Annotated in this window: 18 protein-coding genes; 10 read left to right on the top strand and 8 right to left on the bottom strand. The window is 63.6% G+C overall.

What is annotated here, in order from left to right; all coding sequences use genetic code 11:
- Positions 1-23 precede the first annotated feature (23 nt).
- Together B4400_RS00855 and B4400_RS00850 are read right to left on the bottom strand one after the other, a co-directional pair.
- Positions 24-683 carry an SOUL family heme-binding protein gene (locus B4400_RS00855; protein WP_078308840.1) on the bottom strand — a complete coding sequence of 220 codons (660 nt, stop codon included), beginning with the start codon at positions 681-683 and terminating at the stop codon, positions 24-26.
- 22 nt (positions 684-705) lie between these two features.
- Positions 706-1599 carry a cyclopropane mycolic acid synthase family methyltransferase gene (locus B4400_RS00850; protein WP_078308841.1) on the bottom strand — a complete coding sequence of 298 codons (894 nt, stop codon included), beginning with the start codon at positions 1597-1599 and terminating at the stop codon, positions 706-708.
- Positions 1600-1827: 228 nt separating this feature from the next.
- On the opposite strand from B4400_RS00850, the gene B4400_RS00845 reads away from it, so the two are divergent.
- From B4400_RS00845 to B4400_RS00820, 6 genes are read left to right on the top strand one after another with little or no spacing between them, the layout of a single operon-like run.
- On the top strand, positions 1828-3147 hold the full coding sequence (locus B4400_RS00845; RefSeq protein WP_170914897.1) for an NAD(P)/FAD-dependent oxidoreductase: 1320 nt from the start codon (positions 1828-1830) through the stop codon (positions 3145-3147).
- Positions 3144-3881 carry a DUF1365 domain-containing protein gene (locus B4400_RS00840; RefSeq protein ID WP_078308843.1) on the top strand — a complete coding sequence of 246 codons (738 nt, stop codon included), beginning with the start codon at positions 3144-3146 and terminating at the stop codon, positions 3879-3881. Before B4400_RS00845 ends, B4400_RS00840 begins: the two co-directional genes overlap by 4 nt.
- A complete protein-coding gene (locus tag B4400_RS00835) occupies positions 3878-5152 on the top strand; it encodes a class I SAM-dependent methyltransferase (RefSeq protein WP_078308844.1) in 1275 nt (424 codons plus the stop codon). Before B4400_RS00840 ends, B4400_RS00835 begins: the two co-directional genes overlap by 4 nt.
- Positions 5153-5160: 8 nt before the next feature.
- Positions 5161-5934, top strand: a complete 774-nt coding sequence (locus B4400_RS00830; RefSeq protein WP_078309014.1) for a DUF1295 domain-containing protein — start codon at positions 5161-5163, stop codon at positions 5932-5934.
- Positions 5931-6512, top strand: a complete 582-nt coding sequence (locus B4400_RS00825) for a sigma-70 family RNA polymerase sigma factor (RefSeq protein WP_170914896.1) — start codon at positions 5931-5933, stop codon at positions 6510-6512. The genes B4400_RS00830 and B4400_RS00825 overlap by 4 nt, the downstream gene beginning before the upstream one ends.
- On the top strand, positions 6509-7216 hold the full coding sequence (locus B4400_RS00820; RefSeq protein WP_078308845.1) for an anti-sigma factor: 708 nt from the start codon (positions 6509-6511) through the stop codon (positions 7214-7216). Before B4400_RS00825 ends, B4400_RS00820 begins: the two co-directional genes overlap by 4 nt.
- A gap of 21 nt (positions 7217-7237) precedes the next feature.
- Here the strand turns inward: B4400_RS00820 and B4400_RS00815 are convergent, their stop codons facing one another.
- Positions 7238-7624, bottom strand: a complete 387-nt coding sequence (locus B4400_RS00815) for a DUF5997 family protein (RefSeq protein WP_078308846.1) — start codon at positions 7622-7624, stop codon at positions 7238-7240.
- 28 nt (positions 7625-7652) lie between these two features.
- Between B4400_RS00815 and B4400_RS00810 the strand changes: the two genes are divergently transcribed.
- Both B4400_RS00810 and B4400_RS00805 read left to right on the top strand, forming a co-directional pair.
- A complete protein-coding gene (locus B4400_RS00810) occupies positions 7653-8366 on the top strand; it encodes a LysR family transcriptional regulator substrate-binding protein (protein ID WP_078308847.1) in 714 nt (237 codons plus the stop codon).
- Positions 8367-8537: 171 nt separating this feature from the next.
- Positions 8538-9275: a maleylpyruvate isomerase family mycothiol-dependent enzyme gene (locus B4400_RS00805; RefSeq protein ID WP_078308848.1), complete on the top strand. Its 738-nt coding sequence runs from the start codon at positions 8538-8540 to the stop codon at positions 9273-9275.
- Here B4400_RS00805 and B4400_RS00800 read toward each other — a convergent pair.
- The 3 genes from B4400_RS00800 to B4400_RS00790 are packed head-to-tail and all read right to left on the bottom strand — an operon-like array spanning position 9261 to position 12019.
- On the bottom strand, positions 9261-9899 hold the full coding sequence (locus B4400_RS00800) for a YoaK family protein (protein WP_078308849.1): 639 nt from the start codon (positions 9897-9899) through the stop codon (positions 9261-9263). The two genes, B4400_RS00805 and B4400_RS00800, sit on opposite strands and share 15 nt — an antisense overlap.
- A 30-nt stretch (positions 9900-9929) precedes the next feature.
- Positions 9930-11123, bottom strand: a complete 1194-nt coding sequence (locus B4400_RS00795) for a geranylgeranyl reductase family protein (RefSeq protein WP_078308850.1) — start codon at positions 11121-11123, stop codon at positions 9930-9932.
- A gap of 29 nt (positions 11124-11152) precedes the next feature.
- On the bottom strand, positions 11153-12019 hold the full coding sequence (locus tag B4400_RS00790) for an SDR family oxidoreductase (protein WP_078293989.1): 867 nt from the start codon (positions 12017-12019) through the stop codon (positions 11153-11155).
- A gap of 174 nt (positions 12020-12193) precedes the next feature.
- Here B4400_RS00790 and nrdF point away from each other — a divergent pair, with 174 nt between their 5' ends.
- Positions 12194-13168 carry a class 1b ribonucleoside-diphosphate reductase subunit beta gene (gene nrdF, locus B4400_RS00785; RefSeq protein WP_078308851.1) on the top strand — a complete coding sequence of 325 codons (975 nt, stop codon included), beginning with the start codon at positions 12194-12196 and terminating at the stop codon, positions 13166-13168.
- 157 nt (positions 13169-13325) lie between these two features.
- On the top strand, positions 13326-13655 hold the full coding sequence (locus tag B4400_RS00780; protein WP_078308852.1) for a DUF3349 domain-containing protein: 330 nt from the start codon (positions 13326-13328) through the stop codon (positions 13653-13655).
- Here the strand turns inward: B4400_RS00780 and B4400_RS00775 are convergent, their stop codons facing one another.
- Positions 13656-14180, bottom strand: a complete 525-nt coding sequence (locus B4400_RS00775; RefSeq protein ID WP_078308853.1) for a hypothetical protein — start codon at positions 14178-14180, stop codon at positions 13656-13658.
- Positions 14181-14189: 9 nt separating this feature from the next.
- Entirely contained in the window at positions 14190-15641 is a 1452-nt protein-coding gene (locus tag B4400_RS00770; RefSeq protein ID WP_078308854.1) for an LLM class flavin-dependent oxidoreductase, read from the bottom strand.
- Between the last annotated feature and the right edge of the window lie 28 nt (positions 15642-15669).

Raw genomic sequence — 15669 nt, 5'->3', positions numbered from 1 at the left:
CGGGAAGCTGGTTTCGCGGCCCTCTAGGTGCCTCTTCGGAGGTCGTCGTCGACCCGTGCGTCAACCGGAACTGCGACTTCGTTGCGGCGAGCACACGAGAGTGTCCACGGCGGGTCATAGAACCAGGCTTGGGGGTCACCAGCGATCTGTATGTTGTTGTCGCGCAGGGCATTGAGCAATTCGTCGGTGCGTCTGGTGACGGTGGCCGCCGATCGGTCACCGCTGAAGCGCAGCACTGCGAGCGTCTCGGCGGGCACTTCGGTGAGTCGGATGCTGTCATCGCCGGGGGTGGGCAGGCTGGCCAGTGTCCATTTCGCCGGCATGTAAAACCGGATTATTGAACCGCCAGTAGCACTGGATAATTGGCCCACCGGGGCTGTCATGGCGATGGTGTCGTTTTGTTGCGCTACCGGTGCGGTCATGGCGATCTTGGACTGCCGGTGGTTCTTGCCGAAAATGTAACCCGCAAGGCGGCGAAAGCCCTCACTGCGTGCCCGGTCATCTTCTGCCAGGACGATCGTTTCTGCCGCAACTCGGCTGCTGTACTGCCTGATCTGCACCGAAGCGGTCAGCGGCCGTGACGAGTAGCGCGGTTCTTCGGTGCCCATACGGACCCCGAAGATATTGCCCGCCGCTTTGAATAGTTCGACACCCAGGGTCCAGGGCGGCACGATGGCGCTCACTTCTTGCTCCTTTCGGCGGTCTCTACTTCTGGAGATATGGGAGGTGCAGCTTGGGGAGGGTGAACTGTGCGACGTCGATGTAGCCGATGCGGAAGTACTTCGCACATCCGATGAGGTACTTCATGTAACGCTCGTACACAATCTCGTCTTGGATGGCGATGGCCTGATCCTTGTGTTCCTCGAGTGCCGCCGCCCACAGGTCCAGAGTCTTGGCGTAGTGCGGCTGCAGTTGGTGTATTCGCGTGCAGGTGAAGCCCGCCCGCTCGGCATGCTCTCGCACCATGTCGATGGAGGGCACCCGCCCGCCGGGGAAGATCTCGGTGACCATGAATTTGATGAAGCGTGCCAGCTCAAAGCTCAGCGGCAGGCCCTTGGCCACGATCTCGTTGGGATGCAGCCCGGTGATGGTGTGCAGCAGCATCACGCCGTCATCGGGCAGCGCGTTGTAGGCGAACCTGAAGAAGTCGTCGTAGCGGTCGAAGCCGAAATGCTCGAACGCGCCGATCGACACGATCCGGTCGACCTTGCCGTCGAACTCCTCCCAGCCGTGCAGCTGGACGGTCTTTGACCGGGTGCTCGATGATGCCGCCAGAAGCCTCTCGACGTGAGCCTTCTGATTCTTACTCAGCGTCAGACCGATGACGTTGACGTCGTACTTCTCCAATGCGCGATTGATGGTGGCGCCCCAACCGCACCCCACATCCAGCAGCGTCATGCCGGGCTCCAGGTGCAGCTTGCCCAGTGCCAGGTCGATCTTGGCGATTTGTGCCTCTTCAAGGGTCATGTCATCGCGCTCGAAATAGGCGCAGCTATATGTCTGGGTCGAGTCGAGGAAGAGGCGGAAGAAGTCATCCGACAGGTCGTAGTGGGCCTGAACATCGTCGAAATGTGGGCGAAGCCGCGGTGATTCTGGCATCTGGACGGAACCTTTCGTGGGCGGTACGGGGAACGTCTACCTGCCGGCCCTCCTTCTGCGGGCGTACGGGAAGTGCCGCACTTCGGGGGCATGTGTGTGCGGCTCTGTTGTTATTCGGTGCCGAACGTTCTCCGGATGGGTAGGTTGCGTAAAAAGCTGAGCCGCGCCGAGACGCCGCCCGATGAGGGCAATACCCATCCGCGGGCCGGTTTACTCCGAATACTGGGTGTGAGTGCAATATCTGGCCCCGGCGCACGGTCCATCGCCGTTATCGGCAGTGGCGTGGCCGGATTGACCGCAGCGTACGTGCTTTCTGCCTACGACCGGGTCACTTTGTACGACGCCGATGGGCGGTTCGGCGGCCACGCTCATACGCAGTTCGTCGATGCCGGCCAAGGCGGGCCGACCGCGGTCGACACCGCGTTCTTGGTGCACAACGACCGGACCTACCCCACGCTGTGCCGATTGTTCGACGAACTCGGTATCGATACTGCCGATACGGATATGTCGATGTCGGTGCGCGATGACAGCATTGGCCTGGAGTACGCCGGTGCGCGGGGCGTCCGTGGCCTCTTCGCCTCGCCCGCCGCGGTGAGTCCTCGCTATCTGTGGATGCTGGCAGAGATCAAGCGATTTCACCGTCGCGCGCGCCGGCTGCTTGCTGACCCCAACGCCGACGATAGAGCCCTAAGTCTCGGGGATTTTGTTCAGCAGTTGGGCTTTTCGCAGTTTTTCCTTGACCGCTTCCTGACACCACTGGTGGCCGCTGTGTGGTCCTGCCCGCCCGGGCAGGCCATGGCGTACCCAGCGCGGTACTTGTTCAGGTTTCTGGACCATCACGGCATGCTGTCGGTGCTCGGGTCGCCGCAGTGGAAAACGGTCACGGGGGGATCGCACACGTATGTCGATGCTGTAGTGCGCGGGCTGCACGAGGCGTTTACCGATGCCCCGGTCGCCCAGATCGAGCGGATCCCAGCGGGCGTTGCGGTCACGGTCGCAGGACACCCGCCGCGGGTGTTCGATGCCGCCGTGATTGCGACGCATCCCGATCAGGCGCTGGGTCTGCTGGCACAGTCGACCGCGGACGAACGTGCGGTGCTGGGAGCCATGGGATACGTGAGCAATTCCGCGCAACTACATACCGATGAGTCCCTGTTGCCGCGCCATGCATATGCCCGCGCATCGTGGAATTACCTGAGCAGGGGAGACGCTCAGGGTGTCGTGGTGACGTATGACGTCACCCGGTTGATGAGATTGCCTGGCCCGCGCAGGTTTCTGGTCACGCTGGGCGGTGAGCACCTGGTAGACCCCGGGGCGGTGCTTGCTGAAATGACCTACCAGCACCCGGTCTATACGTCGCAATCCGTTGCCGCCCAACGCAGACTGCCAAGTCTTAACGACGGCCTCGTCGCGTTCGCCGGTGCGTACCACGGGTGGGGTTTCCATGAGGACGGCGCGGCCTCAGGCGTCCGTGCCGCACAAGCGCTGGGCCGGGACTGGCCGTCCGGAGCGCCCGGTAAACGCGAGCACCGGGTGGGAGCACGATGAGTTCGGCGACGATGGTTCCTTGCCTGTACCGCACCCGGATCCTCCATGTCCGGCGTTCGCCGGTGACGCACCGATTCACCTATCGCGGCTACTGCTGGTACGTCGACATCGACAAGCCGCCACGTCTGCCACTCGGCCTGGGTGTCTTCGCCAGTTTTCAAGCACGGGACCATTTCTGGGGCGATGACGATGACACACTGCGTCAACGCGTGGACCAATTCTTGGCCTCGCACGGGGTAAACCTGGGCGGCGGCACGGTCACCGCACTGCTACAGGCACGGGTGTTGGGGCATGTCTTCAACCCGCTGAGTCTGTACTGGTGCCACGACCATCATGGCGATCTTGTACACATAATCGCCGAGGTCCACAACACCTACGACGGACGACACGCATATCTTCTGCCCCCCACTGCTAGTTCCACGGTGGACAAGCAGCTCTACGTCTCGCCCTTCAACGGCGTCGACGGGCGATATCAAGTTCGTGCTGCCCGTCCCGGCAAGACGTTGAACGTCAGTATCTCGCTGCAGCGCACCGGCCAGCGGCCGTTCTTCGCCGCGGTCCGCGGCACCCGGCGCAGGGCTCGGGTGGGTGAACTGTTGTGGTTGCAGGCCGTTGCGCCGTTGGCGCCGTTGATGGGTGCGCTGGCCATCCGTAGAGAAGGGATCAGGCTGTGGCTGAAAGGGCTGCCAGTGGTGGACCGCACACCTACACACGAGAGGGAGAGGGTGGCGTGAACGGGCGCCTCGACAGTGCCACAACCGATGTGCGCGATATTAGGTCGCACCGCGGGCCGGAGATCACACCGGTTCCCGGCGGGCCGCTGACGGCGGCACGCGGGGTGGTAGCCGAAAAGCTGCTGCGTCGTGCGGCCGCGCGGCTCCCGGTGCGGTTGATGTACCCCGATGGATCCGTTGTGGGCGCAGCAGATGCGTCCCTGCCCACCATGAGAATCCGGCAGCCGGTAGCACTGGCACGACGCCTGGGCCGCTCCGGCTTGATCGGATTCGGTGAGGCATACATGGCGGGAGACTGGGACTGCGACGACCTCGCGGGTTTTCTCACCCAATGGGCAGCAGCGATGGGGGAGTTAATTCCTTCTGCGTTGCAACGCTTCCGGCATATCGCTGTGCCGCGGGTACCGCGTGCGCAGCGCAACGAACCGCCGCAGGCCCAACGCAATGTTGCGCATCACTATGACCTGTCGAACGACTTCTTCGCCCTGTTCCTCGACGAGACGCTGACCTACTCATGTGCACTGTTCGACCACATACCGAGCGCAACAGCGATACTGGCGGATGCTCAGCGGCGCAAGATTGACCGCTTGCTGGACCACGCACGGGTAGGCCCCGGCGCCCGGATTCTCGAGATCGGCACGGGCTGGGGGCAAGTGTGCTTGTCGGCGGCCGCACGCGGAGCACACGTGCGCTCGCTGACATTGTCGACCGAGCAACAGCAGCTGGCCCAGCAGCGGGTGCAAGCTGCCGGGTTGTCCGACCGAGTGCAGATAGAGCTACGCGACTATCGAGACGTGCAGGGCCAATACGACGCCATAGTGTCGATAGAGATGATCGAAGCGGTTGGATTCGATTTCTGGACGACGTATTTCCGAACCATCGACCGATTGCTTAAGCCTGGTGGCCGGCTGGCCCTTCAAGCCATCACCATGCCCCATGAGCGGATGCTGGCCAGTCGCAATACCCACACCTGGATACAGAAGTACATCTTCCCCGGCGGTTTACTTCCCTCGGTGCGGGCAATCGACGAAACGACCACTGAGACCACGGATCTGCGGACCATCGAGACAATGTCCCTGCGACCACACTATGCCGAAACACTGCGGCTATGGACTCAGCAGTTCGCGGCGCAGCGCGAGGCCGTGTCGGCGTTGGGTTTTGGCGAGGCGTTCTACCGCATGTGGGAGTTGTACCTGGCCTACTCCGAGGCCGGGTTTCGTTCCGGGTATCTCGATGTCCACCAATGGATTTTCCAGCGAGGCCAACAATGAACTTTCTGATGGTAATGGTGTGCTCGCTGGGGGCCGTGGTGGCCGTGCACAGTGTCACTTTCCTGATCGGCCACCGCATCGGGCGCTACAACGTGGTCGACGTCGCATGGGGCCTCGGGTTCATCGCAGTGGCCGCGGTCTGCGCCGCACTGGGCGGCGGGGACCTGCAGCGGCGGGTCCTGCTGCTGGTGCTGACCGGGATATGGGGAGCCCGGCTGTCCGGGCACATGCTGGTGAAATCAGCTGGGAAAGGGGAGGATCCCCGATACCACGACTTGCTAGGCGGCGATTTCTCTGTGTCGCACGTGCTACGCAAGATCTTCGTCATCCAGGCCGCCGCCACCTGGCTGGTTTCCATACCAATCCAGCGCTCAGCCGTTGAAGGGCCTACACCGGAATCGTTGCGTCCGGTGTTGGCCGCCGGTATCGGATTATGGTTCGTCGGAATGCTTTTCGAAGCGGCGGGTGATTATCAGCTGCGCCGTTTCACACAGGATCCAGCCAACAAGGGCAGGATCATGGACCAGGGTCTGTGGGCCTGGACTCGGCACCCGAACTATTTCGGTGATGCCTGCGTGTGGTGGGGGCTGTGGTTGGTCACCATCACGGGTTGGCAATCGTTGGCAACGGCCCCTTACCCGTTGCTGATGACCTACTTCCTGGTCTATGCCACCGGAGGCCGCCGCACCGAGAAGGCAATGGCCGGGCGGCCCGGATTCGCTGACTACCAGCAGCGGGTCTCGTTTATTCTGCCTCGTCCCCCGAAGCGCGAATCGCCATGAACATTGTCCGCGATACGTTTAGGCTCACGGGCGTGACCGGCGACCTGGATGCTCTTCTACGCAACGTCGCCGACCGCGATACCGCGGCATTCGCCGCTCTCTACGATCACACCCGCTCACGCGTCTACGGGCTGGTGTTGCGGGTATTACGGGACCCCGGCTACAGCGAGGAGACAACGCAAGAAATCTACCTACAGATCTGGCGTTCAGCCCAAAGCTATGACCCGACCGCCGGATCGCCCCTTGCCTGGATCATGACCTTGGCTCATCGCCGCGCCATCGACCGCGTGCGCTCTGAGCAATCTGCGGCAGACCGCGAGTCACGTTATGGCGCAGCCACTATCGAGCGAGCTGTCGACGAGGTCACTGAATCGGTGATCCGCAACGAAGAACAGCGGCAAGTGACCGAATGCCTCGAAACGCTCACGGATACCCAACGCCAATGCCTGCATCTGGCCTACTACGACGGTTTGACTTACAACCAAGTCTCGCAACGGCTTGCCGCGAATCTGGCAACCATCAAATCTCGGATGCGTGACGCCATCAAAGCGCTGCGCCGATGCCTGGGGACACCATGACCGAACCCAACGACCTCATCACCGCCGCAACCCCTTACGCACTACACGCGCTGCCCGATGACGAACGAGACCAGATTGACCGGTGGCTGTCGGCAGGTTCGACCGAACAAACGCTCTCCTTTACCCAGGAAGTGCGTGCCACACGAGAGACCATGGCGGCCTTGGCGGCTAGCACCGCGGTCGAGCCCCCGGTCCGGCTTCGCCCACGACTGCTGAAGATAGTGGCCCGGGACGCCCAAAGAGCCTCCGGAGCAACAGATATCAACCGCTGGAGAGCGCCCCTGGTAGCCGTGGCGGCCGCCACCGCTATCGGGCTGGCCGCCGCCGGGATTGGCACCATCCTGAGGCCTCCACCTCCGACCGCACAGCAGGTCTTTACCGCGACCGATGTCCGGACCGTCACCGGTGCCATTCCCACCGGTGGTACCGCGACCGTTGTCTACTCGCGGCAGAAGAACGCCGCGGTGTTGGTGATGAACAACGTCGCACCTCCACAACCCGGCACTGTTTACCAAATGTGGCTGATCGGCGACCACGATCCGCAGTCAGCGGGGACCATGGATACGCAGGCCGTTGCGCCGTCGACCACCGCCGTCATTCCCCGTCTCAACGACTCCACCGCTCTGGCATTCACTGTCGAGAACGGGCGCGGTTCGGCCGTGCCTACGGGCCCGGTTATCGCGCAGCTGCCACTGAACCAGTAGCGGGCCTGCCTGCGTTGACCTCTAACTCTCGCGAGCCTTCTCCGCATGTAGTGCCTTCAAGCGTCGCTGTTCGCTCAGCACGGCCTGGTAGCTCTCGCGTTCCGCGACCAGCCACTCGGGCTTCTGCTCAAGCAACTCGTTGATCTGCTCGGTGGTGAGCGGACCGTCGACCCCGCCGCGCGCGAGACCGGAGATCGAAACACCAAGCTTGGCTGCCACGAGGTTCTTCGGGTGCGGCCCGTCCTTGCGGAGATCCTTGAGCCACTGCGGCGGGTCCGCCTGCAGGGCCGCGAGCTCGGCGCGGGTGATCGGGTTCTCCTGGAATTCCGCGGGCGTCGCTTGCAGGTATACGTCCAGCTTCTTCGCCGCGGTAGCGGGTTTCATGGACTGCGCGTTCGGCCTGCTCATAGGACCAGCCTATCGGTAGCCTGAGGCGGTGACCTCGCACTCCCTCACCCTCGGGTACGTCCCCGGCGGGACGCCCGCGAAGTGGGCTCGGGTCTGGGCGCAGCGTCACCCCGAGGTTCCGCTTCAGCTGCGCGTCGTTGCCGCCGCAGACGCGCCTGCGGAGGTGCGGTCCGGCACCGTAGATGTGGCATTGCTTCGGCCGCCGGCCGACACCTCTGGGCTGGCCATCATCGCCCTCTATGAGGAGGTGACGGTGGTCGTGGTGCCGACCGATCACGTTCTGGGCGCCTTCGACGCGATTACCGCCGCGGACCTTGATGGCGAGCCAACGCTGCTCCCACTTGATGATGTCCTTGCCTGGTCGGGCGCTCCCGGTAATCCGGTTGATCACCGGCCCGAAACCACCGAAGATGCAATAGAACTCGTCGCCGCAGGAATCGGCGTACTCATGGTTCCGCAGTCATTGGCGCGGTTGTATCACCGCAAGGATCTCACGTATCGCCCGATCAGCGACGCACCCACCTGCCCGGTGGCGCTCGCTTTCCCGGAAGGGCCGCAGCCAGAACTGATCGAGGAGTTCGTCGGCATTGTGCGAGGACGCAAACCCGGCTCATCGCGGGGGCAGACCGAGCCGGCGCCGAAACGCACCGCGCGGGAGAAGACCCTTGCGAAGCAGGCTGCCCGCGCCACTGCGGGCAAGGTGGCCCGCAAGCCGGGCCGGGCCGACCGCGGCCGTCGCTGACGCGGCGTCTTACCTCGAGTCTGAACCTCACGATGTTTTTCGGACCGAAAAGTCGTGAGATTCGGAGTCGTCGGCATCTATCGGCGCGATCGCGTCTCTGGCTCTGGCTGTAACGCCAGGCAGCCCCCCACTGCCCGAGGCCATCGCCGCCGGGCGTGATACGACTAATCCATGAGCCCCGACGAATGGCTGGAAGCGCTGCGCAAAGGGATGGCGGCGGTCGCTGCGACGCCGCCCGAATATCTGGGGCGTGGCGCACCGTCCTGTCCGGGGTGGACAGCACGCGATGTGGTGGCCCATCTCGGCGGAGTGCATCGCTGGGCAGTGGGTGTCGTAGTCGGGGAAAAGGTTCCGTACACGGACGTCGACCCGGACGCTCCAGCGGGAGAGCCCGTTATCGGCTGGTACTCGAACCGTGCCGACAATCTCGTCGCCGCTTTGACGTCGAAGGACCTTGATGCGCCGACAAAGTCGCCCTTCGGTGAGCGACCGGTGCGATTCTGGTACCGACGGCAGGCAAACGAGGTGGCGGTACACCGCTGGGACATTGAGCACGCCTACCGCGGATGGGATGCCGAACCCATCGATGCGGCCCTGGCGGCCGACGGCATCGGCGAGTGGTCGGAGCTGTTCACGTCCCGGCGTCTCGGGCGTGACGGCGGTACCCCGGAAGACCTTCGGGGAACGCGGATCCTCTTGCAGGCCAGCGAGGCCGGTGGTTCCTGGCTGCTACGTGTGGACGCCGAAGCCATTGGCATCGTGGAGGAAGACGCCACACCGGATGCCACGATCACGGCGTCCACGTCCGACCTGCTGCTGGCCCTGTGGCATCGGGTTCCGTTGTCACGCTTGACGGTCGACGGGGATGGTGCCCGCGTGGAGCGGGTGCTGGATCTAGTCCGGATCTAAAACCGCGGGGATCGACCGCTGCACCAGCCATGCGGTGAACGTGGCGATAGCCAAGAGTGCCAGGCCGATCCACAGCGCGTCGAGCCCAACGCGGTGGTACGTCGCGGCGCCCAGTACGGCACCGACGGTCAGGCCCGCCCACAGCGTGATGTAGCGCAGCCACACCCAGCGGGGTCCGCCGAAGAACGCGTCGACGAGCCGCTGCCCGGCCTTCACGACAGTGCCGGTGATGTAGGTGAGGCCCACCTGGACTTCGCCGGAGCGCTGGAAAACCGAGTTCATGGAACCCATCGCGAGTGCCGTCAGGAGCAGTGCGGCGACACCCGCTCCCAATTCCTGGGTGATCGCCGCCGCGGCCACGGTGCTCGAGGCGACCGCCAGCACGGCGACCCGCTCGTGGTCGCCGCTGACGCGTGATGCGATGGCCCCGATCATCACGCCGATGAAGAACATGGCGATCAAACCGGCTGCCTTGTAGGCGGATTCCCACTGTTGGCTGGCCGTCGAGGCGGCCATCCTCGTCGTGTTACCGCTCATGAAGGACAGGAAGTACCCGCCCAGATGTACGAACCCGATTGCGTCGAGAAACCCTGCGACACATGACAGTCCGGTGGCGAGCAGCATCTCCCGCCGCCGGATGGACCACACGGCAGATCAGTGCTTGTGGCCGGGGCCCTGGGCCCGCTTGTACAAAACCTTGAGCAGGTTGTCGCGGAAGGTCGAGTTGTCCATCAGCTTGATGCCCTTGTCGCACAGCCACGGATTGCCCAGCGCGCGGTGCATGATCCGTCCGCGCTGGTACTCCCGGCCCCAGGCATCATTCATCCGCTGCTGGTAGTTGGTGAAGTCTTGCGGGCCAGCATTCTGCAACGCTGCCACCGCGCATTCGCCCGCCGCCAAGCCGGATTCGAGTGCCTTCGAGATACCGGCACCGCTGACCGGCTTGCCCGCGCCCAGCGCGTCACCGGCGAACAGCACGCCCGGGCGCCAGGGCGGCCATGCGGTGAATCCCATCGGCAGACGCCAGGCGCGCACACCCTTGTTCTTGCGCAGCTCGGCCAGATCGGGCAGCTCCCACTCCCTGGGTAGCTTCTTCATGTAGGTATCCAGCACCTGCGCGGCGTTGACGTCCTGCCACTTCTTGTAGCTGTTGACGTACCCGATGCCGATGTTGATCCGCCCGGCGCCGAGCGGGAAAACCCAGCCGTATCCGATCAGCGCGTCATTCTTGTGGTGCAACCGCAGGTCGATGTCGAGCATGTTGGAGTCTTCGCGGTTGGCTTCCATCTCGGCGCGGATCGCAATCGCGGTGTATCCCTTGACCTCCGAGTCGAGGTTCATCGCGCGTTTGATGGGGGAGTAGGCACCGTCGGCCACGATCACCGCGTCGGCCGAGATGGTCTCGCGAGATCCATTCGCGGTCTTGACCTCAATGCCCTTGACCACATTGCCGTCGCCGATCGGGCCGACCGCCTCGGTGGACTGGCGCACTTCGACGCCCGCGGACTCGGCGTGCTTGAGCAGCAGGGTGTCCAGCTCGGGCCGGCGCACCACATGCCCGTGATCGGGCATGCCGGGACGCTGGGGGAAGGTGAGCTCCCAGACACTGCCGCTGTCGACGCGCACACCATCGACGCGATGGAACTGGGAGACCTCATTGGCCAGACCCATCTTCTGCAGGTAGCTCACCGCGCGGGCGGTCAGCCCGTCGCCGCATGGCTTATCCCGCGGGAACTCGGCCTTGTCGACGAGAACCACGCTGGCGCCCGTGCGGGCGGCCTGCCAGGCCGCGGACGACCCGGCCGGGCCCCCGCCGACTACCGCAATGTCGTAGTGCTTCTCGGTCACATATCAAATAGTAAGGGCCGCGAGTGCGTCTATTCGCCCTCGGGTTTGGTCACACCCAGGCTCGAACCTGCACGGTTCTCGTACGCGCTGCGTGCTTTCGTGTCGATCTCGAGGAACACGCGGTCGGTTCCGGTCTTCTTGCTCATGAATCGGCGGACCTTGGTGGGCAGTGAATTGACGATTGTGGTCACCGCGCCGAGTGGCTTCGGGACTGTGACCTGGACGCGCGGCTTCTCGATGATCCGCACCACCGCCGCCGCGATGTCTTCGGGTTCGACGGGTTTCTGTGCGCCGGTCGAATCGGTGCCCGCGATCAACTCGGTGTTGGTGAAAGTCGGCAATACGGCGCTGACCTGGACCCCTTGCGGCTCGAACTCGTCGCTCAGCGCGCGGGACAGACCGACAACGCCGAACTTGGAAGCGTTGTACACCGCCATACCGGGTGCCGCCATGAGGCCGGCCACGGATGCGATGTTGACGATCTGACCGCCGCGGCGTGCCACCATCTCGGGAAGCGCCAGGCGACACCCATTGATGACGCCGTACAGGTTGACTTCCAGCATCGACCGGATCGCCCCGTCGCTCGTGGACAGGAACGGCCCGATCGGCATGACACCCGCATTGTTGACGAGCACATCGACCGGTCCGCCGGCGCCGGCGGCCTCCAGAAATCGCTTGAACGAGGCGGGGTCGGTCACGTCCACGGGATGGGCGTCGACGTTTCCTTCTTCCTTGAGGCCCTCGACCGCGGCTCCGAGCGCCTCGACATCACGGTCGCCGATCACCACCCGAGCGCCCCGACGCAGCAGTGCGGTGGCGGTGGCGTAGCCGATCCCGCGTGCGGCACCGGTGATGGCGATAGTTTTCCCGTAGATCTTGTCCCTGGATGAGCCCATGACCACGGACTTTACATGTGTCAAGTTTGCGTCACTAGGGATTCTCGTGATTGGGCTCGACACGCTTAACCACAACACGTTGTGTTGCGCCGCGATGTCTCACCCCAGGGGTAGTGTCTGTGGCACAGTCAGCGAATCCCGCGAATCTGTTTGACGTTCTCCAGGAGTGGTCTCGTGAGTGAAAAACTTAAGCTGGTCAGCCGCGTCTCGGCGATCAACTGGAACCGGGTTCCCGATGAGAAGGATGCCGAGGTCTGGGACAGGCTCACCGGTAACTTCTGGCTGCCCGAAAAGGTGCCGGTATCCAATGACATCCCGTCGTGGAACACCCTCACTGATCATGAAAAGCAGTTGACCATGCGGGTTTTCACGGGCCTGACGCTGCTGGACACCATCCAGGGGACCGTCGGCGCGGTCAGTTTGATCCCCGATGCGATCACTCCGCATGAGGAGGCGGTGTACACCAACATCGCGTTCATGGAGTCAGTGCATGCCAAGAGCTACAGCTCGATCTTCTCCACGCTGTGCTCCACGCGCGACATCGACGACGCGTTCCGCTGGTCGGAGGAGAACCCGAACCTGCAACGCAAGGCCGAGATCGTCATGGAGTACTACCGGGGTGATGAGCCGCTCAAGCGCAAGGTTGCCTCGACCTTGCTGGAGAGCTTCCTGTTCTACTCGGGCTTCTACCTTCCGATGTACTGGTCGAGCCGCGCCAAGCTCACCAACACCGCCGACATGATCCGGCTCATCATCCGCGACGAGGCGGTGCACGGGTACTACATCGGCTACAAGTTCCAGAAGGGGCTGGAGCGCGTCGACGAGGCCACACGCTCCGAGATCAAGGAGTACACCTACGACCTGCTCTACGAACTGTACGAGAACGAAACCGACTACACCGAAGACCTTTACGACGAGGTCGGGTTGACCGAGGACGTCAAGAAGTTCCTGCGCTACAACGCCAACAAGGCCCTGATGAACCTGGGGTATGAGGCGCTGTTCCCGCGCGAGGAGACCGACGTGAACCCGGCGATCCTGTCGGCGCTGTCACCGAACGCCGACGAGAACCATGACTTCTTCTCCGGATCGGGTTCGTCGTACGTCATCGGCAAGGCCGTGAACACCGAAGACGAGGACTGGGACTTCTAGGTTTCTCGACGTCACGAGACAGGAAAGCCCCCGACACGCCAAGTGTTCGGGGGCTTTCCTGTCGGGTCGCAGGTAGTGGCGGATGCACAAATGAACGGCCGGTGAACTGTACTGATGTCACCTCGCGCTGTGAACCCGCTGCGGGGACACTATTACCGTGACGAGCACATCGATTATCGGTTCGATCCTTTCCTGGCTGTCCGCCGGATACCCGGAGGGGGTTCCCCCCACGGATCGATTCCCGCTGTTGGCGCTGCTGCGCCGCACGCTGACCGAAGAGCAGGTCAAGGAAGTTGTCGCCAAGCTGACCGACCCCGTATCGGTTGCACAGCTGGACGGTGTGGTGAGCAAGGACGAGATCGAGAAGTTCATCTCGGATGTGACCAAGGATGAGCCGACCGCTCAAGATATTTCGCGTGTTGCCTCACGCCTGGCCGCTGGCGGTTGGCCCCTGGCCGGTGTGGACGCCACCGCGCTCAACGCGTAACTAGAACGCCCAGTTGCGTTCTGGGCTCAACACAAATCCGTGGGTACCACGGACATCGTCGACCAAACAGGCAGTGGTTTTGGGTGCCGGAGTGGCACATACCAACGTTGTCTGGCTGCTGTCGTTGTTGTGCACGGGGGCCGCTATCCGCATCTGGTGATGCTCAGGGAGCACTGGGACGCGGGACAGGTCGGGGTTGCCCTGCGATTCGCCCACTGTCGCGGGCGCGCCGTTGTTCCGCGCATAGGTGCCCAGATCCAACTGGGCTGACCCGCTGCCCTTCGGTCCAACGCAGGTCCACTGAAAGTACGGATTCCATCCGGCGCTTTCGCACACGACGCCATCGGGTGTGGCGAAACGATAGACCTTGACGCTGAAGTACTGCCGGGAGTCGACGGTGGGGAGCTGGCTCAGGTCAGGGAAATCCGGCGGCGGTTCGGCGGAGGCGGTGCAGGCGCCCAGGGCTGTCAGGCACAGCGCGGCAACGTATGTGACCAGCAGGGCCTTGGCGCCCCGGTTTTCCATGGGCGCAATCTATCGCCCCCGGGTAGGAGCGGGCGCGGCAGACCCCGACGACGAGGGCACGGTGGACGGTCGATCGACGATTGTCGACAGCGGTCCGCCGATCCGGTACTTGGCGCCCCGGTGCTCCGTGGGCAACCGATCACCATTGCCCAGTAGCTTGTGGCGCAATGTTCCTGGGGTGTAGCTATTTTGGTATGCACCACGTTCGGTCAATACCGGGACCACATACTCGATGAAGTCCTCGAAGGTGCCCGGTGTGATCGCGTAGGCCAGGTTGAAGCCATCGACATCGGTTTCCGCCACCCACTCCTGCAGCGTGTCGGCCACCTCGGTGCCTGAGCCGATGACAAGCGGGCCCATGCCGCCGATCTCGCCCCACTCGGCGATGTCGCGCACCGTCCATTCCCGGCCGTCATCGGTGGCGGCCTGAAACGCCGCGACAGCCGACAGGATCGCGTTGGAGTCCACATTTCCGATCGGCTCGTCGAGGCCGTAGCGGGCCAGGTCGACGCCCATCCAGCCGGACATGAAGACCAGTGCGCCCTCGGCGCTGCCATAGCTCAGCAGCTCGCGGTGCTTGGCGTGCGCAGCCTCGGAATTCTCGCCGGTGACCACGGTGGTGAGGTTGAAGATTTTGGCGGAGTAGGGATCTCGTCCGGCGAGTTCCAGCTCGCGGCGGATCGTGGTGACCGTCTGGCGCAGCAGATCCTTGGTGGGGGCCGCGGTGAAGACCGCCTCGGCGTTCTCCGCGGCGAAGCGCACCCCGCGCGGCGACGATCCTGCCTGGTAGATCACCGGAGTCCGCTGCGGCGATGGCTCAACGAGATGGACACCGGGAACGGTGAAATGCGTTCCCTCATGGCCGATGTGGTGCACCTTGTCGGGATCGGTGAAGACCCCACGGGTAGCATCGCGGACGACGGCGTCGTCCTCCCAGGAGCCTTCCCACAGCTTGTAGAGCACCTCTAGATACTCGTCGGCGTGGTCGTAGCGGGCGTCGTGTGCTGGCTGGTCGGTTTGTCCCATGTTGCGTGCCGCGGCGGGTAGGTACCCGGTGACGACGTTCCATCCGACTCGGCCTCCGGTGAGGTGATCGAGTGTGGATAGCCTGCGCGCGAACGGATATGGGTGTTCGAATCCGGTACCAGTGGTGACCCCGAAGCCGAGATGCTCGGTGACAAGCGCCATCGCCGAGACCAACAGCAGGGGATCGGCGACCGGAATCTGCGCGGCCTGGCGGATGGCCGCCTCGTCGCTGGCGTCATAGATGTCGTAGGTGCCAAGCACGTCGGCGATGAACAGTCCGTCGAAGCGGCCGCGTTCCAGGAGCTTGGCCAGATTTGTCCAGTAGGACAGATCCTTGTACCGCCAGGACTGGTCGTCGGGGTGCCGCCATAAGCCGGGGGATTGGTGCGCAACGCAATTCATGTCGAACGCGTTGAAACGGATGACGCGGGTCATCCCCTCAGCATCGGCACCCCGACGACAT

The sequence above is a fragment of the Mycobacterium sp. D16Q13 genome (genome assembly GCF_002013375.1).
Lineage (GTDB): Bacteria > Actinomycetota > Actinomycetes > Mycobacteriales > Mycobacteriaceae > Mycobacterium.
This window is presented reverse-complemented; position numbering and strand designations above follow the sequence as displayed.

Excerpts from the sequence above, each read along its gene's own strand:
- B4400_RS00850 (WP_078308841.1), bottom strand. The coding sequence starts at position 1,599 with ATGCCAGAATCACCGCGGCTTCGCCCACATTTCGACGATGTTCAGGCC.
- B4400_RS00840 (WP_078308843.1), top strand. The coding sequence starts at position 3,144 with ATGAGTTCGGCGACGATGGTTCCTTGCCTGTACCGCACCCGGATCCTC.
- B4400_RS00830 (WP_078309014.1), top strand. The coding sequence starts at position 5,161 with ATGGTAATGGTGTGCTCGCTGGGGGCCGTGGTGGCCGTGCACAGTGTC.
- B4400_RS00825 (WP_170914896.1), top strand. The coding sequence starts at position 5,931 with ATGAACATTGTCCGCGATACGTTTAGGCTCACGGGCGTGACCGGCGAC.
- B4400_RS00820 (WP_078308845.1), top strand. The coding sequence starts at position 6,509 with ATGACCGAACCCAACGACCTCATCACCGCCGCAACCCCTTACGCACTA.
- B4400_RS00815 (WP_078308846.1), bottom strand. The coding sequence starts at position 7,624 with ATGAGCAGGCCGAACGCGCAGTCCATGAAACCCGCTACCGCGGCGAAG.
- B4400_RS00805 (WP_078308848.1), top strand. The coding sequence starts at position 8,538 with ATGAGCCCCGACGAATGGCTGGAAGCGCTGCGCAAAGGGATGGCGGCG.
- B4400_RS00800 (WP_078308849.1), bottom strand. The coding sequence starts at position 9,899 with ATGCTGCTCGCCACCGGACTGTCATGTGTCGCAGGGTTTCTCGACGCA.
- B4400_RS00790 (WP_078293989.1), bottom strand. The coding sequence starts at position 12,019 with ATGGGCTCATCCAGGGACAAGATCTACGGGAAAACTATCGCCATCACC.
- B4400_RS00775 (WP_078308853.1), bottom strand. The coding sequence starts at position 14,180 with ATGGAAAACCGGGGCGCCAAGGCCCTGCTGGTCACATACGTTGCCGCG.
- B4400_RS00770 (WP_078308854.1), bottom strand. The coding sequence starts at position 15,641 with ATGACCCGCGTCATCCGTTTCAACGCGTTCGACATGAATTGCGTTGCG.